Origin of the sequence: Paenibacillus selenitireducens, from assembly GCF_002021565.1 — a bacterium.
GTDB lineage: Bacteria > Bacillota > Bacilli > Paenibacillales > Paenibacillaceae > Paenibacillus_K > Paenibacillus_K selenitireducens.
On the sequence record NZ_MSZX01000021.1, the window covers coordinates 16,303 to 40,695 of the forward strand.

Below are 24,393 nucleotides of genomic sequence, written 5' to 3' on the forward strand. Positions count from 1 at the left end.
TATAAGGCGCTCTCTTCATGATATCTCTTAGGGTTGAGGGTTCAATTCCATAGATCCCGATTCATGCGTACGATACTCGGAAGGCGTAAGTCCTGTTTTTTTCCGAAAGATTTGAGAGAAATGCCGTACATCTGGATATCCTACCCGTTCGGCAACCTCGCTCACTTTCAGTTCCGAATCCCGCAGCATCCCCATCGCACGCTCTAATCGAACATCTGTGATATAGGTTTTGAAGCCTTTCCCCGTCTTTTGTTTAAAGAGTTGGCTAAAATACACCGGATTTAAATAGATCACCGAAGCGACCTTCTCTAGCGATAACTCCGCGGCATAATGCGTATGAATATATTGAAGCGAGACATTCACCGCATGCTCGCCCCCCGTCGCATAATGATCATAGACTTGCGATGCAGAGTTCTTATACATTTGCTGAACCTGCAGGGGAACGCCGTCGACATCAGAGATTCGGTCTGAATAAAGAACCTGAAAAGGAATCTTCAAATACCGCTTTAGATGTCTTCGCAGCTGCTCAATTAACGGATTCAATCCTTCTTCATGATGGAGCGTTACCAGCCCCAACAAACTTTTCGTATCCATGTTCGCGACAAACCCTTTACCCACCGTATCAATCAATTCCGAGAGGACATTCTCGACGATGAAATGCTCCAGCTTCCTATTCGAGTCACTCTCAAGCCGAACCATGATTAAATGAAAATGCGGATAATTACTCGTAATCGGTGCCAAGTCGATGCCGCTCAAGTCTAGACCCGAAGCCCAGCGCGCCAATAATCCTTCACGCAGAAATCGCAAGTTCCGCTTCAATAACTGGGTTTCCTGCGTTCTTTCGTTCTCCTGCGATATTTCCTCGGTTAATTCTTCGATTTTACTAATCAATATATCTTTGCCAATCGGCTTTAATAAATAATCTTTTGCCCCTAGTCGAATGGCCTCTTTGGCATAAGCAAATTCAGAATAGGCAGAGATCACCACCCATTTAATGTGAGCATGGCGTTTGCGGGAAACCTCCATCAATTCCAAGCCCGTCATGCCGGGCATCAGAACATCGGTAAGTACTAGCGAGATCGAATAATTCGTCAACAAGTCAACAGCCTCTTCCGGACTGGCTGCCTGAAAGACGTGATGCTCCGGAAAATTTTTATGAATCGTACGTTCAATACCTTCTCGAATGACGCTCTCGTCGTCCACCACCAGGATATTCATCCTTCCAGTCCCTCCTTATCAGGAATTGGGAACGAAACAATCACCGTCGTCCCTACATTTCTCACGCTCTCTATCCGGATTCCATAGGGATCCCCGTACATCAAACGAATGCGGCGATGTACATTCAGAAGACCGATGCCGCGTCGTCCATTCGGCTCTTCTTGTTCCAGCCCAAGCATCGGCGTGCCTGCGAGCGAACGCGACAGCTGGGATAACGAATCGTCATCCATGCCCAAACCGTTATCTTGCACCACGATTTGCAGTCGGTCTTCGGTTTGGCGGGAGTATACTCTCAGTACGCCTTGACGGCTTAACGGCTCTAATCCATATTTCACGGCGTTCTCGACAATGGGCTGCAAGATCATCTTCGGTACTTCGGCATCCAGCCAGCGCTCCTCAACTTCGATCACCGTCTGCACTCGTCCTCCAACCCTCGTCTCGATGATTGTCAAATAATGCTGCAATTGATCCAGCTCGGTCCGAAGCTTTACACGCGAAGCCTCTTCCCAATCACTGCTGTAACGGAAAATTTGCGATAATGCCAGAATGACTTTCCCAAGCCGATCATTTTCCCGCTCATCCAACATCCAATAGATCATATCGAGCGTATTGAACAAAAAGTGTGGATTCACCTGGGACTGCAATGCTTGAAGCTGAGCATTCTTCTCACTGATCGAAGCAAGCTTGACCCGCTCGATTAAATCATCCATTTGATGTACCATGCGGTTAAAAGAACCGACAAGGACATTGAGCTCATCGTACGAGTGGACATGTACTTCGCCATTAAATTTCCCCAATTCAACCTGCTTCATCTGTTGGATAAGCCGTTTAAACGGAGAGGAAAACGAACGGGACACGAATGTCGCCACAATCGTAGCTGCCAGGACAAGTACGATAATGACGGTAAGTAAAAATTGCTGCGTTTGCTTGACTTCTAATTTAAGCTCGCGATCTGGCGTCACGCCAATGACCGTCCAGTTCGCCATATTAATCCGCGCTGCAGTGACCAGAGCATGATTCCATTCGCGCACGGCGACTTTGTTCGGCTTGATATCCCCCGGCCAATCCCGTGGGATGAAACCGATATCCTCCTCAGCGGATTTTGTACGGATGATTTCTTTGCCCTCAGCACCCCGAATAATAACGCTGCTTCCAGGCGCGAGGCTTGCATTGGAGAGGGCCGATACGATTGCACCCGCATCTGCCTCAATCAAGACATGCCCGATCGGCTTCAGGCTGCTCAATTCGAACAGCTGCCGACCAAAGGCAAAAACAGGCCGGTCGATATCACCAGTCATCAAAGACTCCGGGTATACGCCCAACCATTTCATTTCACCAGTAGATTGCTTAAGTTCTGAAAACCAAGGTTGTTCCGAAAAATCCAGGGTGCCCGTTCGTATCGAACGGTCAAAGCTGAACACGGTCCCCTGATTTGTTATGACATGAATCCCTACAATATCGTTGCGTGAATAGAACACGGCCCCCAGAATATCGGTTATACGCCGTTCTATGTTCACCGCATAAACCGTGTTTGCAGTCGGCTGAATCCGAAGCAGTCTCATTAACTCATTGTTGCTATTGAGGGATTTCGTGACGCCGTCATACCCTTTGAGCATAAGATCGAACAGACCTGCTGTCTGTGAAATATTCTTTTCTGCAACAACACTTACCTTATCCCTGATCTGCTCCGTCGCCCGCTGGTAATAGACCAGACTGACGATAAGGAGCAGACCCAGCATGCTGAACAAAAAGATCATGAATAAACGGACGTGGATAGAATTGAAACTTTTCATAGGTTCATCTTACCCTTTTACAGCGCCAGCTACCATACCTTTGGTGATCTTCTCCGCAAGCAAGAAGTAGATGATAATGACCGGTAAAGCACCGAGTACAAGGAACGCACCGATGGCTCCATAATTCACCGAATATTGGCTGACGAAGCTGTATACGCCGAATGGGAGTGTCTTGAGCTTTTCGGATGAAATAAATGTCGCTGCCATAATATACTCATTCCAAATATTGATGAACGTTAAGATACACACCGTCATAATCGGAGGAACCGATACCGGCAGGATGATGCTGCGGAAGATCCGGAATACGCCTGCACCGTCCATAATAGCTGATTCTTCGATTTCTTGCGGGATCGTCCTCATAAAGCCGCTTAGAATAAATACGGAGATCGGCGTCTGAAATGCGATATACGGCAAGATTAACGATAAATGTGTATTCAAAATATTCATGTTCTTAAAGATAACCATCAACGGAAGCAGCGTACCCTGCATCGGAATCATCATCCCTAGCAAGAAGATAAGCATCACGACCTGTCCATACTTCCAACGGAACCGCGTAATAGCGAATGCCGCCAAAGAAGAAAGAAAAATAACCCCTGCCATCGTAATGGATGTAACAAATAAGCTGTTCGATAGGTAGTTCCAATACTTGCCGCCTCCGACCGCGTTCGCGTAATTTTCCCATTGCCATATCGCCGGGAAGGCGAAAAAGCTGCCGGACAAAATTTCTTCATTGGTTTTGAGTGAATAAATTAATAACCATAACAGCGGGTATAGCTGCGTAACGAGCAGAATGCCGAAAAAGATAAATACGATCGTTTTTTTGACCGATAAGCCACGGCGCCGTTGTTCTATAACGGGTTTCGTAGCCGGGATGAGTACGGATTGGCTCATAGGGAGCGCCTCCTTCTTACGAGTATCGTTTGTCTAACCGGCTGAACAGGAAGTTGATGATCAAAGTTGCCAACAGGCAGACGAAGACCAAGAATGTAGCAATGGCACTACCGTACCCGTATTTCATGGACAAGAAGGACATATTGTACATATGGCTGGAGATCACATCGGTTGCATGTGCAGGTCCACCGCCTGTCATCACCATAATCAAATCGAAGGATTGAAGGGAACCGATGAACGATAGCACAACGGAAATTTTGAAAATAGGAACGATCATAGGCAGCGTAATATATCGATCGGCCTTGAAGCCTTCGGCGCCATCAATTTTGGCAGCTTCATAAATATCAGCCGGAATGTTCTGAATGCCAGTAAACTGAATCAAGATGTGATAACCCAAGTACTGCCACAGACTTACCAAGATGACAGCGAATATCGCAACCTTAGGTTCAGTTAGCCAAGAATGAGTCCACGAATCTAAACCCAGTTGAATAAGAATTTGATTAATCATTCCCCCCATGGAAGCCGGGTTATAGATCGTTTTCCATAATTGGCCGATAACAACGACCGACAGAATGACGGGTAGAAAATAACTGGATACGAGGAAATTAGGTTTGCGTACATAACGACTGATTAAGATCGCTACGAACAAAGCGATAGGTACTTGTACAAGCATCGAAAACCCAGCTAATAAGAACGTTCTGCCTAATGCTGGCCAGAATACAGAATCGTTCGTAAACATTTTGGTATAGTTGGCAAATCCAACAAACTTCGAAGCTCCAATCCCGTTCCAATCGAGCGTACCGCTGTAAATGGAGACGAGGATAGGAATAAATACGAGACAAACATACAGGAGTAAGCACGGTAGCACAAATGCGGCAATGGTCCATCGAGATACTTTTAATACGTTCAAGGCTTCCGCCTCCTTCAGGCCCTCTCATCGATGGCGAAAGGGGGCGTGAGACGTCCCCCTCCGTATGCATCGACGGCATAGATTACATTATTTATTCTCTTCGTAAGCCGATTGATGTTCTTTCGCAACTTCAGAAGCATCCTTCTTCGCTACGAACAGGTTCTGAATGCTGGATAAGTGAGCTTGCGCTGTGCCTGGGTTCATTGTGTTATCGAATGCCAAGTCGCCGCCTTTCACATCTTTGAACAAGTTCAATACATCCATCGCCATATCGGAATAACCCGCTGCTTTAAAGTCGCCGTCTACCGTTTGAGCAATACCTACTGCGCCTTTAGCTTCGAATGTTTCTTTTGGATAATTCAACATGAAGTAGTTCAAGAAATCCAATGTTTCTTTCAAGTGTTTGCTGTTCTTGGATACCGCGAATGCGCTGCCTGGCGCCAACATGAACTCATCTGGGTTACCTTTGCCGTTCACCGTAGGGAACTTGAACACACCAACATTGTTGTCTTTGCCAGCTTCGGAAGTCTCGATGCCGCCCGTTGCCCAGCTGCCCATGAAGTACATCGCTGTTTTGCCTGTTTTGAATAAGTTCTCACCTGCGTTGTAATCAAAGGATGTGACGCCATCTTGGAAAGCGCCCGCTTGAACAAGCGATTGGAATGCATCTACGGCTTCTTTGAATGCAGGATCTTCAAATGTTTTCTTGCCGTCTACAACATCTTTCAGGAAGCCAGGGCCACCATTCGTACGAAGCAAGACGTTCATGAACAAGAAGGAACCCGTCCAGGAATCTTTTTCACCGATGGCCATTGGGGTAATACCTTTGGCTTTGAGTTGTTTCACGACTTCAACCATTTCTTCGAACGTTGTTGGCACCTTTACGCCTGCTTTTTCGAAGAGCGATTTGTTGTAATACACCACGCCAATGTTATTGCCATCTGGTAAAGCGTATACATTTCCGTTAAACGTGTAGTAATCCAAAATCCCTTTTTGGAATGTGTCCTTCAATCCGTTTTGTTCAATCATGTCATTCAACGGAGCGAACAGATCCGCATCGATAAACGGCTGCATTTGAGCCGCCGGGTTAACGATTGTAATATCCGGAACTTCTTTCGAAGCGGCTTGTGTTTTGAGTTTCAATTTTTGTTGGTCTGTGTTGAGCGAATCCAACTCGATGGTAATGTTCGGATGATCTGTTTGATACTGTTTCACAATTTTTTGAAGCATTTGGTTCTTAGGATCGGTTGTATCCGGATAAATATTTTGGAAGGTAATCGTGATTTTTTCGTTGCTGTTACTATTACCGTTATCTGTTGTCGTTTTTGTTGTATCTGTTGGTGTTGTCGATGTATCACTGCTGCTATTGCTGCTGCCGGAACCACATGCTGCAAGGCTCAACGCGAGTACCCCCGCCATGACTGCACCCAGCATTCTAGATCTTTTCTGTGTCATTTACTTATCCCCCTTCAGGTTTATGTCCTCATTATGCAAGAAACAGGAACCGCTTACAATGTAGTTAATTAGGGAGTGATGTTTGTTTTTTTAAGGTGGGGAAACCGAAGAGCGAGGCGAACATTAGAATGATCATTTCCAACAATAAAAAAGAAAAACCCTTGATATACAAGGGTTTTAGGTGTATTCCGTAGGATAAAGCTCGAAAATGACTACTTCACTTCTAACATACGCTCTAAAGATAACCGAGCTTGGTCTGCAACATGAGGGGGAACATAGATTTGCGGCTGCATCGTTTCTAAGCATTTCACGAGCTTCTTCAAATTGTTCACTTTCATATTCGGACATACGAGGAATTTCGAAGCAAAATGGAATTGCTTATCTGGGCTATCTAGGCGAAGCTGGTATCCTGTACCGTCTTCTGTTCCCACGATAAACTCTTGGCAGTCGGATTTGCGGCAATATTCTAAGATCGCTGTCGTGCTGCCAACAAAGTCACCCATCTCTACAACTTCTGGACGGCATTCGGGATGTACGACGAATTGAGCATTTGGATATTTCGCTTTCATCTCTACAACATCTTTCAGCGTAAGCATGTCATGCGTGTTGCAGTACCCTTCCCAAATAATCATCTTCTTGTCTGTGAATTGTTGAACGTAGTGGCCCAGGTTTTTATCTGGAACCCAAATAATCTCTTCGGAATCGACCGATTGAATCACCTTAACCGCATTCGCAGAGGTACAACAAATATCTGTCTCGGCCTTAATTTCCGCAGATGAATTGATATACGTGACCACGGTTGCATTCGGATGTTGAGCTTTCAGCTTGCGCAGCCCATCGACATTAACCATATCTGCCATGGGGCAACCTGCACGCTCATCCGGAATGATGACCGTTTTATTCGGTGCCAGAATCTTCGCGCTCTCTCCCATAAAATGCACACCGCAGAAAACAATCACTTCTGCATCTGTCTCAGCCGCTTTTTGCGCTAATAGGAACGAATCCCCGCGAAAGTCAGCGACCTCCTGGATTTCGTCACGTTGATAATAATGAGCAAGAATAATTGCGTTTCGTTCTTTCTTCAGCTGCATCAACCGTTCCCGCAGCTCGCGGTTCTGTTCCGCCTTATGCTGTAATGCCAGAGCTTCCACTAGAAACCCACCCCTTCAATCTTCATTATATCCACGTGAATGGCGTCATTCATGGTCTTATCGTTTATCATTTAATTTACACAACGTTAGGCATAACTGTCAATCATCGCAAAAAAGAAAAAAACCGAGGCAATATGTACTATTGCTCGGTTTTTTCATTCAATTACTCTTTTTTGTCTGTGTCTTTAGTATCTTTCGGTTCTTCACCGTTAAGTTCTTCTTCTACATCTTCACTCTTATCAAAATCAAACTTGTTAGCTTGATCTTCATTCGATTGTGATTGGATGTTCACTTTCACCGATTCGGATTCATCCGTTGTTGATTCAATCACAACTTGACGATCCTTATCATTAATGTGCTCATCAATCGTAACAGCCTCACCGTCAATGGTACCCTGCTCGATCAATTCTTTGATTTGCTCAAGCTCGAGTGTCTCTTTATTCAGCAAGGTTTGTGCGATGATATGAACCTCACGCGTATGCTTCCGAAGAAGCGCTTGAGCTTTCTCATAACAATCACGGATAATGGTTTGCATCTCTTGGTCAATTTCATAAGCGATCGCATCACTGTAGTTCTGCTCATGACCGAAGTCACGGCCTAAGAATACCTGCCCTTGAGTGTTACCGAATTGCATAGGTCCAAGACGATCGCTCATCCCGTATTCCATGATCATGCTGCGCACAATACCTGTTGCTTGTTTGAAGTCACTGTATGCGCCAGTACCAATTTCACCGATAAAGACCTCTTCCGCAACACGACCACCAAGTAATCCTGTGATCTTGTCGAGAAGCTCCTGCTTCGTTACAAGCATACGATCTTCCTTCGGCATCATAATCACGTAACCGCCCGCTTTACCGCGTGGGATTATCGTTACTTTGTGTACCGTATCCGCATGCTCTAAGAAGAAACCAATGATAGTATGACCTGCTTCGTGATAAGCCACGATACGCTTCTCGCGGTCACTGATCACGCGGCTGCGTTTCTCTGTACCGACGATAACACGGTCAATCGCTTCATCCAATTCTTTCATGGAGATATCTTTACGATTTCTGCGAGCTGCCAAGAGCGCCGCTTCATTCAATAAGTTCTCTAGATCTGCACCCGTAAAGCCCGTCGTACGTTTCGCGATCACATTAAGCTTCACATCTTTGGTGAGCGGTTTGTTTTTCGCATGTACTTTCAAGACGGCTTCACGGCCTTTTACGTCAGGACGGTCAACCGTAATTTGACGGTCAAAACGGCCTGGACGAAGCAACGCAGGATCCAGAATGTCTGGACGGTTCGTTGCCGCCACAATGATAATACCTTCATTCGCACCAAAGCCGTCCATTTCAACGAGCAATTGGTTAAGCGTTTGTTCACGTTCATCATGTCCGCCACCTAGTCCGGCGCCACGTTGACGACCTACAGCATCGATCTCATCGATAAAGATGATACATGGGGCATTCTTCTTCGCATTCTCGAACAAGTCACGAACACGTGATGCACCGACACCGACGAACATCTCTACGAAGTCAGAACCGGAAATACTGAAGAATGGTACGCCTGCTTCACCCGCAACTGCACGAGCAAGTAGGGTTTTACCTGTCCCCGGAGGACCGTTAAGCAAGACCCCTTTCGGGATTCGAGCGCCAACAGCCGCAAACTTACGAGGGTCTTTCAAGAACTCCACAACTTCCACGAGCTCTTGCTTCTCTTCGTCTGCTCCCGCAACATCTTCGAAGGTAACCTTCTTCTTCTCTTCATTATAAAGACGGGCACGGCTCTTGCCGAAGTTCATAACTTTACCGCCGCCGCCTTGCGCTTGATTAAACAAGAAGAAGAAAAGGACGAACATAATAACGAAAGGAATTATCGATGTGAGGAACGTGAGCCAAATGCTCTCGCCTTCCATCGGTTTAAATTTAAGCGTAAAACCGTTTGACTTGCTTGCATCGCGGACTTCCTTAATTGCATTGGAGTCGTCTGGAATGACAGAATAGAAACTTTCGGTTTTCACATCGTCCGGTTTCTTAATATATTTACCTGTCACCAAGTTAGCTTTGCCTTGGTATTGGATCGTTAAATCGGCTACATTGTTCTGTTCCAAAGCAACGCGCAGTTGGTCATACCGTATTTCTACAGCGGATTCGTTGCGATTGCCAATGAATTGAACTAGACCCACCACGACCAAAAATAGAATCAAATAAAAACCAGAATTACGGATGAACCGGTTCATCCCCAACCTCCTCTCAAGACACTTTAATTATTTTACCATAGCATGTCTTACCACCACAATAGAGCGGGGTAAGCAACAAATTGCAGCCATTAGTTCGAGTAGACCTCGGGTTTCAAAATCCCGATAAAAGGAAGGTTCCGGTACTTCTCGGCGTAGTCTAGGCCATACCCGACAACAAACGCGTCAGGGAGTTCAAAACCTCTATAATCCGCTTCTAAGCCGACTGTGCGGCGAACCGGTTTATCAAAGAGCGCAACGACACGGGTTGAATTCGCATTGCGTCGCTCTAAAACATCAATAAGATAGCTCAATGTTAAGCCGCTGTCAATAATATCTTCGACGATGAGGACATCGCGTCCTTCTACAGGAACATCCAAATCCTTAAGAATTTTTACAACGCCAGATGATTTCGTTGCTGTGCCGTAGCTGGATACGGCCATAAAATCTAACTCTAGAGGGATCGTCATGTTCTTTACTAGGTCAGCCATAAAAATAAATGCACCCTTCAACACGCAAATGACCAAAGGATTTCTTCCTTCATAGTCGCGGCTGAGTGTTTCACCTAATTCCTTAATTTTCGTTTGCAATTGCTCTTCGGTGTACAATACTTCTTGAATGTCGTTAAACAATGATGGCCCCTCCTACTGTATACTATGAAAGCTTATTGCCTTCCATTACATTTCAAAGCTGATGTTGCGACCCTTCCTGCTTGCAAAGCTCCATCCGCAGAAGTTGCGTAGTGTCTTCCTCTACGATCGCGTGCGATGAACGACGAATGCCCGGAATCCACAGAATCGTATCCGTTGCATCGGTAATCACTGGCCATTGCTCGCGAAGATTTGGTGCAATCTTATCATCAATGAAAATATCTTGTACTTTTTTGGTTCCATTTAATCCAAGGATCCGCATTCGATCCCCAGGGCGGCGATTCCGTACGACCAGCGGCAGCTTCACACTGTTCGCATCGAAATATGCTTCATACCGATGTCGCGGCTTAAGGCGGCTCTTCAATGAACTGTCTTGCTGTATCCCTTCCCATCGTAAAAGTCCATTATCAGCTGGCAATGATTGCTCACCGCTGGCCTGTTCCATGCGATATAAATAAGAAGCAGGATCCTGCGAATCATGTTTATGTATAAAATCAATGTGTTCGTAGGCCCGAATGCACTCGATATGCTCGGAAATATCCAACTTCCACGTCGTTGGCTGCGTTTGTATGATACCTTGGCGGATCGCTTCAATTTTATCGTAATCGAAGGCATCCGTGTCTGAATCCATCTTTTGTGCAAGATAACTTAATATTAGTTTAATAAATCTTCGTTGTAAAGCAACATGTGCTCCTTGAAAATCCTTGCGTTCGAGCCGATAACCGCCCCTATCCGACTTCACGATCGCTTGCAAACGTTCGACAGCAACTTGTTCCAAATAGTCATTATCTGCCCCCAGCAAGTCTGCCGTACGATTCAAAGCCTTCGTAATCTGTTGATTATATTGCCCCAAAAATGGCAACACATCCAACCGAATCTGATTGCGAACATATTTACGGGAATCATTACTCTGATCGATTGCATAGGCAATTCCGCTTGCATCACAATAGGCCATCAAATCTGTTTTGTTAATACGTAGAAAAGGACGAATAAGTTCCAAATTTTTTTCAGTTCGATGAATAGCCATGCCTGCAAGGCCGGATGCACCCGATCCCCGTATCAAACGCATCATGACGGTCTCCGCTTGATCATCTGCGTGATGCGCCAGTGCAAGATGTGTCGCGCCGTATTGTTCGGCTACGTGATGAAGAAACGCATATCGTTGTTCCCTCGCTGCTGCTTGTCCATTCATTCCGGTATGTTGGATGATGGCAGGCATATTGATCTTAGTCATCTCACATGGCAACCCTAGCTCTTCTGCTACCCTTGCGACCATACGAGCTTCCTCATGTGATTCTTCACGGAACCCGTGATTGACATGGGCAACAATAAGCTTCAAACGATATCGTTCAGGTGCCGCTAAATAATGTAACACATGAAGCAGCGCCATGGAATCAGGACCGCCCGAAACTGCAACCACGATGGTATCCCCGTAAGTCCACAATCCATGGATCCCGGCGGTCTGCTCCACCCGTTGAATGAGCGTATACATCGCTGAAGTGTCATGCATCGCGTACGCCCCCTCTCTCTCATATATCGCCATCATCGATCTACGATTGAAGCATGAAATACAATGTAGAACCCAATAGCACAATTGATGCAATAAAAACGCCCTTTAGCCAACCAGGCGTGGTGCCTTTCACTGGCGGAGATAACGTTCGCCTTCCGTTCTGAATGGCAAGTTGATGCCATGCCGCACAGGCATCATCCGATGATGTAAAGTACCCATGGAGCGCTTGTTTAAACCAAGATTCGAACGGTTTTAGTTTCACATTCGTTCGAACTAATGCCATCAGATCGCTTGGTTGGCGTGTTTGAGGCAGCTGTTCGGTGGAAAGCCGGCGAAGACGGGCACCATCCACAACATGCAGCCACAAGACCGCAAATGCAAAAAAATCATACCCCGGGTCCGCTGACCGAGATCCTGCATTCCAATATCCGCGATCATATCGTTCTGTGAACTGCTTGACGCTGCGGCCAATACGGCTAACCCCTCCATAATCTACAAGCTCCACATGCCCAAATTCTGAGACCAGAATATTCTCTGGCTTTAGATCTCCGAATACCCAATCGGCATGATGCAATTCGGTGAGCTTCTGCAGAAGCCGATATCCAATCAGACCAAGCCATTCCAATCCCTGTCGATCCATGTACTGCTGCAAAGTACAGCCTTCCACAAATTTCATCACATAGAATTGAACTTCAATTTGTCCCAGTACGCAATCATCTACATCGAGCAGAAAAGGCCGCGATGCTGATTGCAGCATGCGGCGTTCACGTTTTGTCTGATGTGCAGCGAGCGATGTTAGAACATTGATCTCCGATTGGAGGTCCACCGCATCGTATCCTATTTTTAAAGCAGCTTGCTCCATGCTGCGTCCCCATCGCACCAAATAAACCGCGCCATTCGCTCCTTTACCAAGCAAACGCTCCACGCGGTACCTTCGATGATGCCACTTACCTTCTATCCAAGTGCCGGGCGCAAGCAATGTGCCTGCATTAAACGACGTAGTCACCTAACATCCCATCCGTTTCTGGTCGATTGCGAAGCGCGGGATCGCTTCCCTTCATTTTATCATATTGATAGAATTCAATCACCTTGAAGATCGCTGGCCCCGTCGGCGTTGCGCCTCGCATCTGCATCCGTTGGAACATGGAACGTACGTTAGACAAATCCTGCGTCCAATCTAAGTCCATGACCGTCTCATCCGAAGCTCGTCCCGGAAAATGAAAAACGGCGATCTCACTCTTGCCTTCCCGTGCCTGCAAGCTTAACATCAAGTCGCGAATCGCTTCTTCGACAGCCTGTAATTTCGGCTTCATACTTGCGCTTGCATCGATTAATAATGCCACCTTCAACTCACTTGTCTCCGTCAGCTCGTCCATCACTTGAACCACTTGAGAACGCTGCTCTGGAGGTAAATCTTCTATACTATTTGCATCGCTATGCAAGATTTGACGCAGTTCGCGATTAACGGCATGCTGAATCGTCTGAACGACCGTCTTGCGCGTCATCATCTGAATTGTGTGCGATAGTTGATGAGACTGGACGATCCGGTCCATCCCGCCGCCAGCCCGCGCAATTTGTGCAATTTCGGCTGCACCAAGCTCCCCAATCGCACCCTGATCCACCACACCGACAACATTTACGGTAATTCCCTCTTCACGCGCATTTGCCGCAGCAACAATCGGACTGACACCCACATTCGAACAACCATCGGTAATTAATAAAATTTGCTTCATCATTAACCCTCCCAAGCATCTGGATTCTCCTTCTAGCATATCCAAATTTGAGAGAGTTAAACCCTTTGTGCCTGTGATTTAGCCTTTCATTCGGGCAAGTATCACCCAACGTCGCTGCTTCCTGCGATTATATTTAGGAAGAGATCGATAGATTTCAAGGGTCTCGCGAAATGCTTCTCGCGCCTTGTCCGTACGGCCTAACTGCTGATAAAGTGTGCCTAGACGATAATAAGCCTCGCAAGACGATGAATAGACCTCCCGGAATTTCTCCAGCATCTCGATGGCCTTCTCCGGTTGACCTGGGCTATATGCTTCTGCCAAATATAAATAAGGGTCCCCATAACCAACACGGGGATTCAGCTCGAGCGCTTTACCCATAAAGACTTCTCCTTCGGCGGTGTTGCCCAACTTCAGATGAGATTTCCCAACTTCAAAATGATAGTCTGCCGAATCTGCCATAACCGTCTCGATCTGCTCTAACTCCTTAAGTGCATCCCGATACTTTTTCTGCTGAATGTAAATGCGGGCTAATTCAAACCGCGTCGAGGACGCATGCGGATTAGCTCGAAGCTCGTCTTTTAACCGCGACATGCTGCGCATGCGCTTGAATGGCTTGAACAGGCTTGGCGTAAGCCCGACATACCGACGATCCAGCACGTAGAGAATAACGAGGAACACAACAATGGCGATGATGGGACTGCGTGTAATATATAGCAGGATTGAAAACAGAAAAAACTTACTTAACACGTGAGTAGCCCTCCTTTTTCAAAACAACGGCATTAATGCACATTATTTTACCATAAGTGTAAGGCTTTGTTTCGTTCTTTATGCTGAAGCTTTGGAACAAACCGAGTAACGTTCATCTGTTGCCGTTCTTGTACGGCTTATAATCGTTGTTTTCTTGGTTGCAGGTTGAATGGACAGGACATACGTTACTCGCTCCGTGGTTTCGATGGAATCGAACGCGTTGAATGAACCGTCTCGCAGTATTTAGGTTCATGATGCCTCGCCTCCTTATACTAGACTATGTCGAATAGGCCAAAGGTTAACGAGGGCAATTGTCTATTTATGCCGCGTTCCATCATAAAGGGCCAGCGCAGCAATCCTGCGTGGCCCTTGCAATCCTCCTTTATGCTGAATCTTATAAAAATACGCCGATTAACTAACCGATCTTGGACGTTCTAGACGTGTTGTTCCCGGCCAATGCACCGTAGCCCACTCTGGAATATGCCGTTCCACCTTGGCGACCACCACCGTCATGTCATCTGTAATGCTGCCGTGATGCCAACGTACAGCCGCATCCAGTAAGCAATCGGCAATCATTTGAGGATCATCCACCGTAATCTCTTGAATCACGCGCTTCATCCATAATTCCTTATTCACCGCATGTCCAGGTGCGTCATAGATCCCATCGGTCATCATGATCAAGGTATCCCCCGGTTGGAGCTGCACCGTTAATAGCTCTACCTCAATATCTTGCAATATACCAATGGGCAAATTAGCTGCCGAGATCGGAATCACCTCGTTTTTGCGCTTAATGAAGCTTGGCGTGGATCCAATTTTCATAAAAGTGGTTTTGGCCGAATATTGATCGATAATAGCCATATCTACCGTAGCAAACACCTCGTCCGCCGATCGCAACAGCAGCACAGAATTCACGGATTTGATCGCCATCTGCTCATCCATGCCGGATTGCAGCAGCCGCTCTAGAATCGATAGTGCCGTACTGCTCTCCAGCTTCGCGCGTTCCCCATTTCCCATGCCGTCACTTATCGCAACCGCGAATTTGCCATTGCCAAGCTCCACCGTACTATAGCTATCTCCGGACAGCAGGTCTCCCCCCTTAGCCGCACTGGCAACTCCCGTATCAATTTCGAACGCTTTCGCCGATGCGAACATGACGATCACTGCCCCATCCCGACCGCCATCGGCCGCACCGTACCTTTCGTTCGTGACCACAATATTCTCACCTAGAATATCGGACAAGACGGGGGCTATAATTTTGCGGCACTCATCATGCCCGCGACGGAATGTATGGATAATCTCAATCTCCACATGCCCCGCATCGAGGCAAATAATATCAATATCTTGGATAGGTAGTCCCAACTCCTCCAGCATGATTCGAATCTGCTCCTCTTGTTTATAGAGCACCTGCCCTTCCCGTTGAATTTCTTTGACCAGACTATCCATGACCTGCGAAACCCCTGTCAGCTGCTCCGCCACGAAGTGACGGCTATCTACGATTTGACGCTTCCAATGCTGATCGTTCTTATACAGATCATACTGTCCTTTCATCGTCTCTAACACCTGGTCTGTCTTGCTGCACAGCTTCGTCCATGACTTCGGAAAATCCTTTTTGGTCATCTTCGGATTCTCTTCTAGCGCGGTCATCATATCCGTCATGTAGGTATACGTCTGATGGAATCTTCCCTCCCAACATTGTTCTTTGCGATGGCATCCCGTACACATCTGTCCGGCCACCTCGTTAATAAAATGATCAAACTCCTCCTCTTTGCGCACCATTTCACCGCTGCTTGCTACTTGCCCAAAACTTCTCGCTAATTGACGGAACACCTCCGAAAATTGATTGACCCGATCCGCAGTCATATCTCGAATACGTCTTGCATATTCATGTTGCGTATGCGCATGATCTTGTGTCCCCGGTACATACTGCGCAATCATCCGAATGACGCTCTTCGGGGTGACAAGAAATAGTACGATCGCAGCAACCGTCTCATAGGTGGATAGCAATGCCTCTTGTGTGGTGCCCAGATAGATGATAAGAATGGACGAACCTAACAGCATGCCGCCTGCCACCCACCAACGCTTGCCTTCCCGCAGCATCCCCGCAAGCATGCCGGCAAAAGCCAACAAACTCATTTGATAGATGGCATGAAAGTCTGCAAGACTTAAGATGAGCCCTGTGACGACGCCGACGGAAGCTCCTAACGGCGCACCTCCGACAAAAGCGAACAGAAGGATTAGATAACGGGAGAAAACATGGTCTGGTGAGATACCGTAAATCACCCAACCCACCGCACCAGTCATGACCGAGGCAAGCAATATAATTAGACAAATGATTTCTTCGTTCTTGAGAGCCGATTGTTTGCGAACGCGTGTCAGAATCGGCAATGCCTGCATAAATACAATCGTCAGAATAAAACTCAATCCGCCATCCAATACCGCCAGCATGATCGGATACCACGACAATTGACTGTTTATCACGAGTCCGAACAATTGGACAAGCATCATAGAGGTGAACACAATCATCGGCATATAGGAGGACTCTGGACGATTATAAGCTTCGACCCCCCGTTGAATGAGAAGGATCAGCACGATTTGTGCAGCCACTGCCCATAAGCTCGAGTGTGTCGCGAAGAAGTTGCCTGCCAGCAGCGATAGAGCAACCCAGCCGCTTAGATCGCGCCGCAGCATATAGATCGCCGCGAAGAATGCAGCCGCAAACGGTGCAAGTTCATTCAGTATCATGGCTTTTCCGAACAAAAATCCCATACCAATCATGACAAGCGGCCATTTCCGCACGGCCAGCCCTTGATAAGCCCGCATTATAACATTTGGAGTTTGCATCAGTGAGCACCACCTCTTCTCGTAATCTCATAATCTCTTAAAGAGTGAGTGATTCCCATTATAGAAAGGATGCTAGAGAAAGTTTGTCACAATACGTAGGTGCGTCCAAAAAAGTTTCCGACAAAAATAATAACGTGCGCGAACCTGCGCAAACACTTGCCCATCAAGGATTACAGACTACCGAGTTCAAGGCTCCTTTGAGAAGGATGTCTGATTTTCAAGGCGATATGGAATGGCATTCGAGCCGAGTCTACGGCAATTCTCTAGAACTTCAAGGAATGCCGTAGGAACCTGTCGGTATTTTTGTTATGAACAATTTGAAAAGACCAGACAAAAAAACCCTATCCGACAACTCATATCTGAGTACCGGTATAGAGGTTGTGGTTTGCCCTTGTGCGATAATAAAAAACCGCAACAGCCGAAGCCGTTGCGGTGTTCATCATAAAATGATTGAATCATTATTACATGCGTTTCGCGCCGCGGCCTCCGCGTTTCCCTTCGGTATTCTTCTTCAGGGATGAAATACGCTCTTCGCTATCTTTTAAGAAACGAGACACTTTATCTTCAAATGTAGCCTTGTTCGCAGGTGGTTTGAATGAACGTCCACCACGATCTCTTTGAAACCCGCCCGGGCGATCTCCGTCTGGACGTCCTCCGCCTTGACGATCTGGTCTTGGCGCTCTTGGCGGTCGAGTCTGAGCCTCGACTGGTTTATCCACCGCTTGCTTGATGGAAAGCCCAATCTTGCCATCCTTGTCCACGTTAATGACTTTGACCGTAACAACATCGTCAATTTTCAAATGATCATTAACATCTTTAACGTAGTTGTCGGCGATCTCCGAGATGTGAACGAGACCCGTGACACCCCCTGACAGATCTACAAATGCTCCAAAATGCGTAATCCCTGTCACTTTTCCTTCTAACTTGGTGCCCACTTCAATTGCCATAGAATAAAATGATCCTCCCTTAAAAATATACAAAATCCGTAGATGTAAAACATAAAAATCTTTGGCTATGGTGATTATACCGAATGCCAGAGCATTGGTCAACAGACGTACGTCACGTCCCGCAGCCTATCCTTCATCAACCATGTATTACCGTCGAATCGGTACTTCTCCGGGTAGGTACATATCTTGTTTTTTACGTGCGATTTGACCAATATATTCAGGATCGTTCAACTTTGCGATTTCCTGTTGCAGCAAATTTCTTTGATCTTGTGTTTCTTGGTGCTGCTTCTGCTTGTCTTGCAGTTGAACCCGTTGATCCGCAACTTCTAGCGTTTGATGAACGAGTGTATAGACACCCCATCCAAAGAACATAACCATGAACATCATCCACAGTCGAATCCGCTTTCGAGCGCCGGTATATTTAGCTGTAGGTTTCTGCTCTCGAAGCGTAGTCGCCATAACGCAGTTCCTCCTGGATCAGATGAAATGTGAATATCTCTTATTTCTCACGCTTAAATAGCCGATTCCAGATCACGTTCACCTGCTGTATACTGCGCGCCACCCATGCTGGCATTCGGAAATGCCTCCATATGGGGCGTGTCAGGAATACAAGCAGTTTCCAGAACGGACTTAATAATTGTAACACAATTCGGCCTATGAACATAGCGAACCAAAGTAAAAAGCGCAAGAGTACTCTTACCAATTTATACAAGCCGAGTAGCGGCTTGAGGATAAGGATCTCAATAGATCGAATGAGAAAGCGAACAATCTGCTTAATGATCTTCATTAAGATTACCACAACTCGTATCGTTGTAAAGCTGAACCACAAAAAATAGAACCAAACGCCTATGAACAGCCCGATAAAGACATAAAACCGCATTTCTCCCTGATTTGTGATATACAACATGCGAAAAATGAAACAAACCGCAATCATCCAGTAACATACATCCAGCACAGGCTTGGTCCATTTTGGAAAATGAAGCTGGTGGGCAACGACACGATAACCGTCAAAGACGATCCCCATGCTTAACCCACTGATCAGCATCGCTAACATCGTAATAAACTGTTGATTCAGACTCATTTGAACAACTTCCCTAGAAACCCTTTGGATTTACCATGCGAATTTGTGTCTAGATAAGTCAGGGAGTTCACAAATCCTTCGATGGCTATGAGACCTTGCTCAAGACTCAAGTTCTTGATATGTAAATTTTGACCGCGAATTGCTAAGAAACCGCCATCGGTATCGAGCAGGAATTCCTCGCTGTCAAAGCTCTCTACGTTGCTAACGCCGGTAATTTCGAGCTGTTTACGATTTAACATCTTCACTTCATGCCGTTTCGTTTTCAATTGATCCACCATCGCATGGCCCTCCTTTACTAAGACTAGCTTATGGGGGAGGCACCTGCTTTAGAACTGAATCTATCGCACAATCTCTTTAAATAAAAAAAGAGACTCCAGCGAAAAAATCGCGAAGTCTCTCTTGTGCACCTATGTAGGGTTACCATAAATCATTCGATTTCGAAATCGGCTCTTCCTTGATCACCGTGTAAAGCTGCGCGGCTTCATCCTTTTTGGTCGTTTCCGCCGTACGCTCAACACGCACAGTCACCAACTTCTGGCCGAATTGAATGGTAATCTCATCGCCTTCTTTGACACTGCTGCTTGGCTTGGCTTCTCTTCCATTCACGAGTACGCGTCCTTGATCAGACACATCCTTCGCAACGGTACGCCGCTTGATTAGACGGGATACTTTCAGGAATTTGTCGACACGCATCTTATTTTACAGCTTCTTTAAGCTTGTTGCCCGCTTTGAATGCAGGAACGTTGGATTCTGGAATTTCGATTGTTTTACCTGTTTGTGGGTTACGGCCTGTACGTCCAGCACGTTTACGAGTTTCGAAAGTTCCGAAGCCGATCAATTGAACTTTGTCGCCGCCAGCAAGAGCATCTGTAATTTCGCCTAAGAAATTATTTAATACTGCTTCAACGTCTTTTTTTGTTAAACCGCTTTTTTCCGAAATGTTATTTACCAAATCTGTCTTGTTCATTATTAGTTCCTCCCATAATTAGAAAAATAGATCGATTAATGTATTCTTGTTTTGTTAGTAAATTCCTTCTTCTTTTGACAGCTTTTTTGGAAAAAGGACAAAATAACAAGAATGTTGCTTACAATCGCGTTCAAAAATCCGGATTTTCAGTACTGATAAGGTTGTGAGAGCCCAAAGCTTACACTTACGAAGAGAGTTTTTCTCTGAAAAGCTGGATTTTTGAACAACCGCTATAAATAGGTCGATCTTTTAGCCCCTATCTATCGCAATTTGGCGTCCTGCCACCATTGTTCCATCTCTAGTAAATCAGTTTGGTCAAAAGATTTACCGTTTATACGGAGCTGTTCTTCAATATAGTGAAATCGAGAAACAAATTTACGATTGGTTATCGCAAGCGCTTCTTCAGGATCTGCATGGATAAACCTCGCGGCATTCACTACCGCAAACAGTAAATCACCCAGCTCTCCAACCTGGTCTTCAACCGGCTCACCTTGGGCTACTGCTTGCTTCAGCTCCATAAACTCTTCTTCGATTTTTGAGTATACACCGTTTAAGTCCTCCCAGTCAAAACCGACCTTCGCCGCTTTCTTCTGAATTTTATAAGCCTTCATTAATGCGGGCAAATCACGAGGCACACCATCCAGAACAGAAGCGACACTTTCATCGAGTCCTTTAAGGCGTTTTTCTTCTGCTTTCATCTGCTCCCAATTCTTCAATGCTTCGTCCGCATCGCCAGCGGATTGATCGCCAAAAACATGCGGATGACGGAACAATAGCTTCTCATTCAGGGTCTGAATAACATCATACACCGTAAAGGTGGCGAGCTCCTCTTCCATTTGGGAATGAAGCATAATTTGCAGCATCATATCGCCAAGTTCTTCCTGCATATGCATCGGGTCATCCTCGTCGATCGTTTCGATTACTTCATAGGTTTCTTCAATGAGATTCTTCCGTATCGACTGGTGCGTCTGCTCTCGATCCCAAGGGCAGCCTTCCGGACTCCGTAAAATACCAACAATTTCGTGAAGTCGCGCAAATGTGCGGTTACGCAACGTATCATCATCGCTTCTCGGAATCCAGATGAGGGATAAGTTACCATACCCTTCGACCCGATCAAGCTCGTATAAAGGCACGCGAACAATCTGCTCTTCCCCTGTTACACCTAATGCATGCCCAACAACCACTTCATAATCATCAGGATACAATTCCATCAACGTGAGTTTCACATCGGATGCGGTATACGCATCATACACTTGCCCAATAACCGTATGCAGTTGAGGCTGCAACCAGGAAGATTGAATCCCGCTGCTATCCAATAACTGAAATCCTTCGATCGGATCAAATCCTAAGCGCGTAAACGCTTGATCTAAGAAGCTCTCGCCCCCTGCAATATGTAGAGAGATCCCTGCTTCGCCGCAACGCTCACGCAGCTGCTGGACAGCCGATTCTGCCACCATCGGGTGACCCGGCACCGCATAGACAATGTCGCCATGTTCTGCTGCCAATTGCAGCAATTGCTCCGTAATGGCGCGATATACTTCAGGAAAAGAATCATGCTGCTCGTAAATGTGGTCGAATGATGTAAAAGCAATCCCCTCTTCGCGTAACATCGACATCATGGGATGATGCTCTGTCCGAACAACGACAAATTTAGCCGCTTGAAGCTTCTTCCAGCTTCCCAGCGTAAGTTGATCTGGATCGCCTGAACCAAGACCAATAACCGTAATCATACCACTCATTAAAATCCCTCCAAATCTATTTCTTAAGCCAACCTATCTGTTGTAATTTAGGAATATATTTAGCGAACTTCGGAATACTCCGGAGTTCTTCAGCCCGAATGACACCGAATTTCATCGCACTGAACATCAAGGTCGTGACACCAATCATCACACCGATCAAGGTGACCAATAAGGCACTCGTTCTTCCACTCGGTATACCAAGGACATTGAACAACCAGGGTAATCCGAATAGGATGATCCCGACAGCAGCCGCCATGACAGCCATCAACAAACCGGGATGGATAACGAACTCCTTCCAAGATAGACGTAATTGCAGCGTTCGATAAAGAACGACCATATTCAGAATGGCTGCACAGCTATATGCCGCAACACCCGCGATGGCTGCACCGTTCATGCCCAATGAAGGCACCAGCCATAAATTCAGGGCGATCTTCACGGCTATGGCAACGAACAAATGATACGCGGGCGCATTCACCTTGCCAAGCCCCTGCAGCATGGCTCCAGTAACAATGTTCATTGTACTGCCAAGGGTCATACAGGAAACCCACATCATCGTTGCCGTTCCTGCTGCATCCTGATACAAGGCAATGTTAATCGGCTCCGCCAGAAGAACCAAACCAAGCGTACCCGCGCACGCTATCAACCAGAACCAACGCAGCATGACCGCAATTTGCTCACGTACCTGAGAGAATGAGCCTGTATGCTGGGCTTGCGTAATCGCAGGAATGATCGTCACCGATATCGAGCTAACGATCATTCCAACGAGTTGTACCAGAGGTAATCCGCGATTGTAAATACCGAATTCCGTCATCGCCTCCAGTTCGGTACGTGACATACTAGCAAGGATGTTCGGTACCGTAAAGGTATCTACGATGCTTAGCATCGGGACTGCAATGGCCCCAAGACATACAAGAACAGCATACCGAACCAATTGCCATGCCATCTGAGACGAGCTCTGTGAGCGAATTGAGAGGCTAGGAGGACCCTTTGTGTCTTGCACAACAAGGTCGCTTACCAGCGCGCCCCTACCCCTGCGTTCTTTCCGGTAATAATACAGCATAACAAGCAATCCGGCGATTCCCCCGGCAGCAGAACCAAAAGTAGCTCCGGCAGCAACCATCCCCTCGGAAGCACCACGGCTTGTCAGCAACCAGAGCAGAACAAGCATCGTCGCTACACGCACGAACTGTTCAGCAACCTGAGATACTGCGGTTGGTACCATATTGGCTTTGCCTTGAAAATATCCGCGGACCGCAGACATGACAGGAACAACGAGTAGCGCATAAGAACAGCTGCGTATCGCCTCCACGGTCTGCATGTTCCCCATCCAGCCTGCGACATGCTCTGCGCCGCCGTACAGCAAGAGGAAGCCGCAAAGACCGGCAATTGCCAACATCACGACAGATAACCGCAAAATCCGCCTAGCTCCTGCCTCATCTCCCACGGCCATACGTTCTGCGACGAACTTCGAAATAGCTACTGGAAACCCGGCGGTCGCCAAGAATACAAATAAAATATAAAAAGGGTATACGGCGTTATAAATACCAAAAACGCCATCGCCGGCGATATTCTGCAGCGGAATCTTCTGTAACGTGCCAATGAGCTTCGACACCATCGCCGCTAATCCGAGCACTAATGCGCCTTCAACATATGTAGACCCCGTACCCCCACGTGGTTGTTTCCCCATGTTATGTTCCCTCTTATCATCCATTCTTACCTAATTTCATCACGTTCATTATAACACTCTGAATTGCCGTATAACCAAAAAAACTCCTGCATTCGAAGATGTAGATAAACCACATGTATCGAGTGTAGGAGTTTTGATGAAATCCATCGGGGGGTGCCCAATCGATTATTGTTCCATTTGCTTCCCAAGGAAAGCTGCTGCCGTTTCCGACATTTTTTGTTCAAGCAAGCCCATCTTCGTGTTCTCATCTTTACTAAGTAAGATAACCGTTCCAATCGGATCTCCGCCGGAGACGATAGGTGCGATACAGAAAGAGCTAACCGATTCTTGGTGGTCTCTTCCGATCTCGTAAGTACCTGAGTTTGTTTCAATAACCGTTTTGCGGCTCTCCATGCAATCTTCAACCAAAGAACCGATCGGTTTCTCCAAGTATTCTTTCTTGGAACCACCGGCAACAGCGATAATATTATCACGATCCGTAATCATCGTTGTATGATTTGTGCTTTCAAATAAGGACTCTGCGTATTCTTTAGCAAAATCGCCAAGTTCACCAATTGGAGAGTATTTCTTAAGGATAACTTCACCATCGCGATCTACAAAAATCTCGAGTGGATCTCCTTCACGAATTCTCAAGGTACGACGAATTTCTTTAGGGATGACAACCCGTCCAAGGTCATCGATGCGACGAACAATACCAGTAGCTTTCATATTTCTTGTTGCCTCACTTTCTTATCAGTTAATCTAATACTACTGCGTTTCGTTGAAAAGAGGAGAGACTTTAAGTTGGTGGATTTAAAATCTGACCATAGTATTCATCTGCTCCCAGTTTCTTATACATATCGATTTTACGCTTAAATA

23 protein-coding genes are annotated in these 24,393 nt (G+C 46.4%); all 23 read right to left on the reverse strand.

Annotated elements, in window-relative coordinates:
• Window positions 1–27: 27 nt before the first annotated feature.
• Window positions 28–1,218, reverse strand: a complete 1,191-nt coding sequence (locus tag BVG16_RS29915) for a response regulator (protein ID WP_078502866.1) — start codon at window positions 1,216–1,218, stop codon at window positions 28–30.
• Window positions 1,215–3,011, reverse strand: coding sequence for a sensor histidine kinase (locus BVG16_RS29920; protein WP_078502867.1), 1,797 nt, complete (start codon window positions 3,009–3,011; stop codon window positions 1,215–1,217). Before BVG16_RS29920 ends, BVG16_RS29915 begins: the two co-directional genes overlap by 4 nt.
• A gap of 9 nt (window positions 3,012–3,020) precedes the next feature.
• The gene (locus BVG16_RS29925; protein WP_198957558.1) at window positions 3,021–3,902 is read right to left on the reverse strand and encodes a carbohydrate ABC transporter permease; all 882 of its coding nucleotides are present in this window, start codon (window positions 3,900–3,902) and stop codon (window positions 3,021–3,023) included.
• A 16-nt stretch (window positions 3,903–3,918) separates the two neighbouring features.
• The gene (locus BVG16_RS29930; protein ID WP_078502868.1) at window positions 3,919–4,812 is read right to left on the reverse strand and encodes a carbohydrate ABC transporter permease; all 894 of its coding nucleotides are present in this window, start codon (window positions 4,810–4,812) and stop codon (window positions 3,919–3,921) included.
• Window positions 4,813–4,899: 87 nt separating this feature from the next.
• On the reverse strand, window positions 4,900–6,267 hold the full coding sequence (locus tag BVG16_RS29935; RefSeq protein WP_078502869.1) for an extracellular solute-binding protein: 1,368 nt from the start codon (window positions 6,265–6,267) through the stop codon (window positions 4,900–4,902).
• Window positions 6,268–6,479: 212 nt separating this feature from the next.
• Window positions 6,480–7,418: a quinolinate synthase NadA gene (gene nadA, locus BVG16_RS29940; RefSeq protein WP_078502870.1), complete on the reverse strand. Its 939-nt coding sequence runs from the start codon at window positions 7,416–7,418 to the stop codon at window positions 6,480–6,482.
• Between the two features lie 163 nt (window positions 7,419–7,581).
• Window positions 7,582–9,636 (reverse strand): ATP-dependent zinc metalloprotease FtsH, encoded by a 2,055-nt coding sequence (gene ftsH / locus BVG16_RS29945; protein ID WP_078502871.1) that lies wholly within the window; start codon window positions 9,634–9,636, stop codon window positions 7,582–7,584.
• A gap of 89 nt (window positions 9,637–9,725) precedes the next feature.
• Window positions 9,726–10,265: a hypoxanthine phosphoribosyltransferase gene (hpt, locus tag BVG16_RS29950; RefSeq protein WP_078502872.1), complete on the reverse strand. Its 540-nt coding sequence runs from the start codon at window positions 10,263–10,265 to the stop codon at window positions 9,726–9,728.
• Between the two features lie 52 nt (window positions 10,266–10,317).
• Window positions 10,318–11,793, reverse strand: coding sequence for a tRNA lysidine(34) synthetase TilS (tilS, locus tag BVG16_RS29955; protein ID WP_233147212.1), 1,476 nt, complete (start codon window positions 11,791–11,793; stop codon window positions 10,318–10,320).
• A 40-nt stretch (window positions 11,794–11,833) separates the two neighbouring features.
• A complete protein-coding gene (locus BVG16_RS29960) occupies window positions 11,834–12,799 on the reverse strand; it encodes a serine/threonine protein kinase (RefSeq protein WP_078502873.1) in 966 nt (321 codons plus the stop codon).
• Complete coding sequence (locus BVG16_RS29965) at window positions 12,783–13,526, reverse strand: vWA domain-containing protein (RefSeq protein WP_078502874.1); 744 nt, start codon at window positions 13,524–13,526, stop codon at window positions 12,783–12,785. Before BVG16_RS29965 ends, BVG16_RS29960 begins: the two co-directional genes overlap by 17 nt.
• A gap of 78 nt (window positions 13,527–13,604) precedes the next feature.
• Window positions 13,605–14,273 (reverse strand): tetratricopeptide repeat protein, encoded by a 669-nt coding sequence (locus BVG16_RS29970; RefSeq protein ID WP_078502875.1) that lies wholly within the window; start codon window positions 14,271–14,273, stop codon window positions 13,605–13,607.
• Between the two features lie 112 nt (window positions 14,274–14,385).
• A complete protein-coding gene (locus BVG16_RS33000; protein ID WP_158081840.1) occupies window positions 14,386–14,526 on the reverse strand; it encodes a hypothetical protein in 141 nt (46 codons plus the stop codon).
• Between the two features lie 158 nt (window positions 14,527–14,684).
• Window positions 14,685–17,114, reverse strand: coding sequence for a stage II sporulation protein E (gene spoIIE, locus BVG16_RS29975; protein ID WP_078502876.1), 2,430 nt, complete (start codon window positions 17,112–17,114; stop codon window positions 14,685–14,687).
• Between the two features lie 461 nt (window positions 17,115–17,575).
• On the reverse strand, window positions 17,576–18,061 hold the full coding sequence (locus tag BVG16_RS29985; RefSeq protein WP_078502878.1) for a S1 domain-containing RNA-binding protein: 486 nt from the start codon (window positions 18,059–18,061) through the stop codon (window positions 17,576–17,578).
• A gap of 147 nt (window positions 18,062–18,208) precedes the next feature.
• A complete protein-coding gene (locus BVG16_RS29990; RefSeq protein WP_078502879.1) occupies window positions 18,209–18,520 on the reverse strand; it encodes an FtsB family cell division protein in 312 nt (103 codons plus the stop codon).
• Window positions 18,521–18,560: 40 nt separating this feature from the next.
• A complete protein-coding gene (gene yabQ, locus BVG16_RS29995; RefSeq protein ID WP_078502880.1) occupies window positions 18,561–19,142 on the reverse strand; it encodes a spore cortex biosynthesis protein YabQ in 582 nt (193 codons plus the stop codon).
• Complete coding sequence (gene yabP / locus BVG16_RS30000) at window positions 19,139–19,420, reverse strand: sporulation protein YabP (protein ID WP_078502881.1); 282 nt, start codon at window positions 19,418–19,420, stop codon at window positions 19,139–19,141. The genes yabQ and yabP overlap by 4 nt, the downstream gene beginning before the upstream one ends.
• Before the next feature lie 139 nt (window positions 19,421–19,559).
• Window positions 19,560–19,835 carry an RNA-binding S4 domain-containing protein gene (locus BVG16_RS30005; protein WP_078502882.1) on the reverse strand — a complete coding sequence of 92 codons (276 nt, stop codon included), beginning with the start codon at window positions 19,833–19,835 and terminating at the stop codon, window positions 19,560–19,562.
• Between the two features lies 1 nt (window position 19,836).
• Complete coding sequence (locus BVG16_RS30010; protein WP_078502883.1) at window positions 19,837–20,109, reverse strand: HU family DNA-binding protein; 273 nt, start codon at window positions 20,107–20,109, stop codon at window positions 19,837–19,839.
• 260 nt (window positions 20,110–20,369) lie between these two features.
• Entirely contained in the window at window positions 20,370–21,848 is a 1,479-nt protein-coding gene (yabN, locus tag BVG16_RS30015; protein ID WP_078502884.1) for a bifunctional methyltransferase/pyrophosphohydrolase YabN, read from the reverse strand.
• A 16-nt stretch (window positions 21,849–21,864) separates the two neighbouring features.
• Window positions 21,865–23,535, reverse strand: coding sequence for a putative polysaccharide biosynthesis protein (locus tag BVG16_RS30020; protein WP_158081841.1), 1,671 nt, complete (start codon window positions 23,533–23,535; stop codon window positions 21,865–21,867).
• A 165-nt stretch (window positions 23,536–23,700) separates the two neighbouring features.
• Window positions 23,701–24,243, reverse strand: coding sequence for a stage V sporulation protein T (spoVT, locus tag BVG16_RS30025; protein WP_078502886.1), 543 nt, complete (start codon window positions 24,241–24,243; stop codon window positions 23,701–23,703).
• Between the last annotated feature and the right edge of the window lie 150 nt (window positions 24,244–24,393).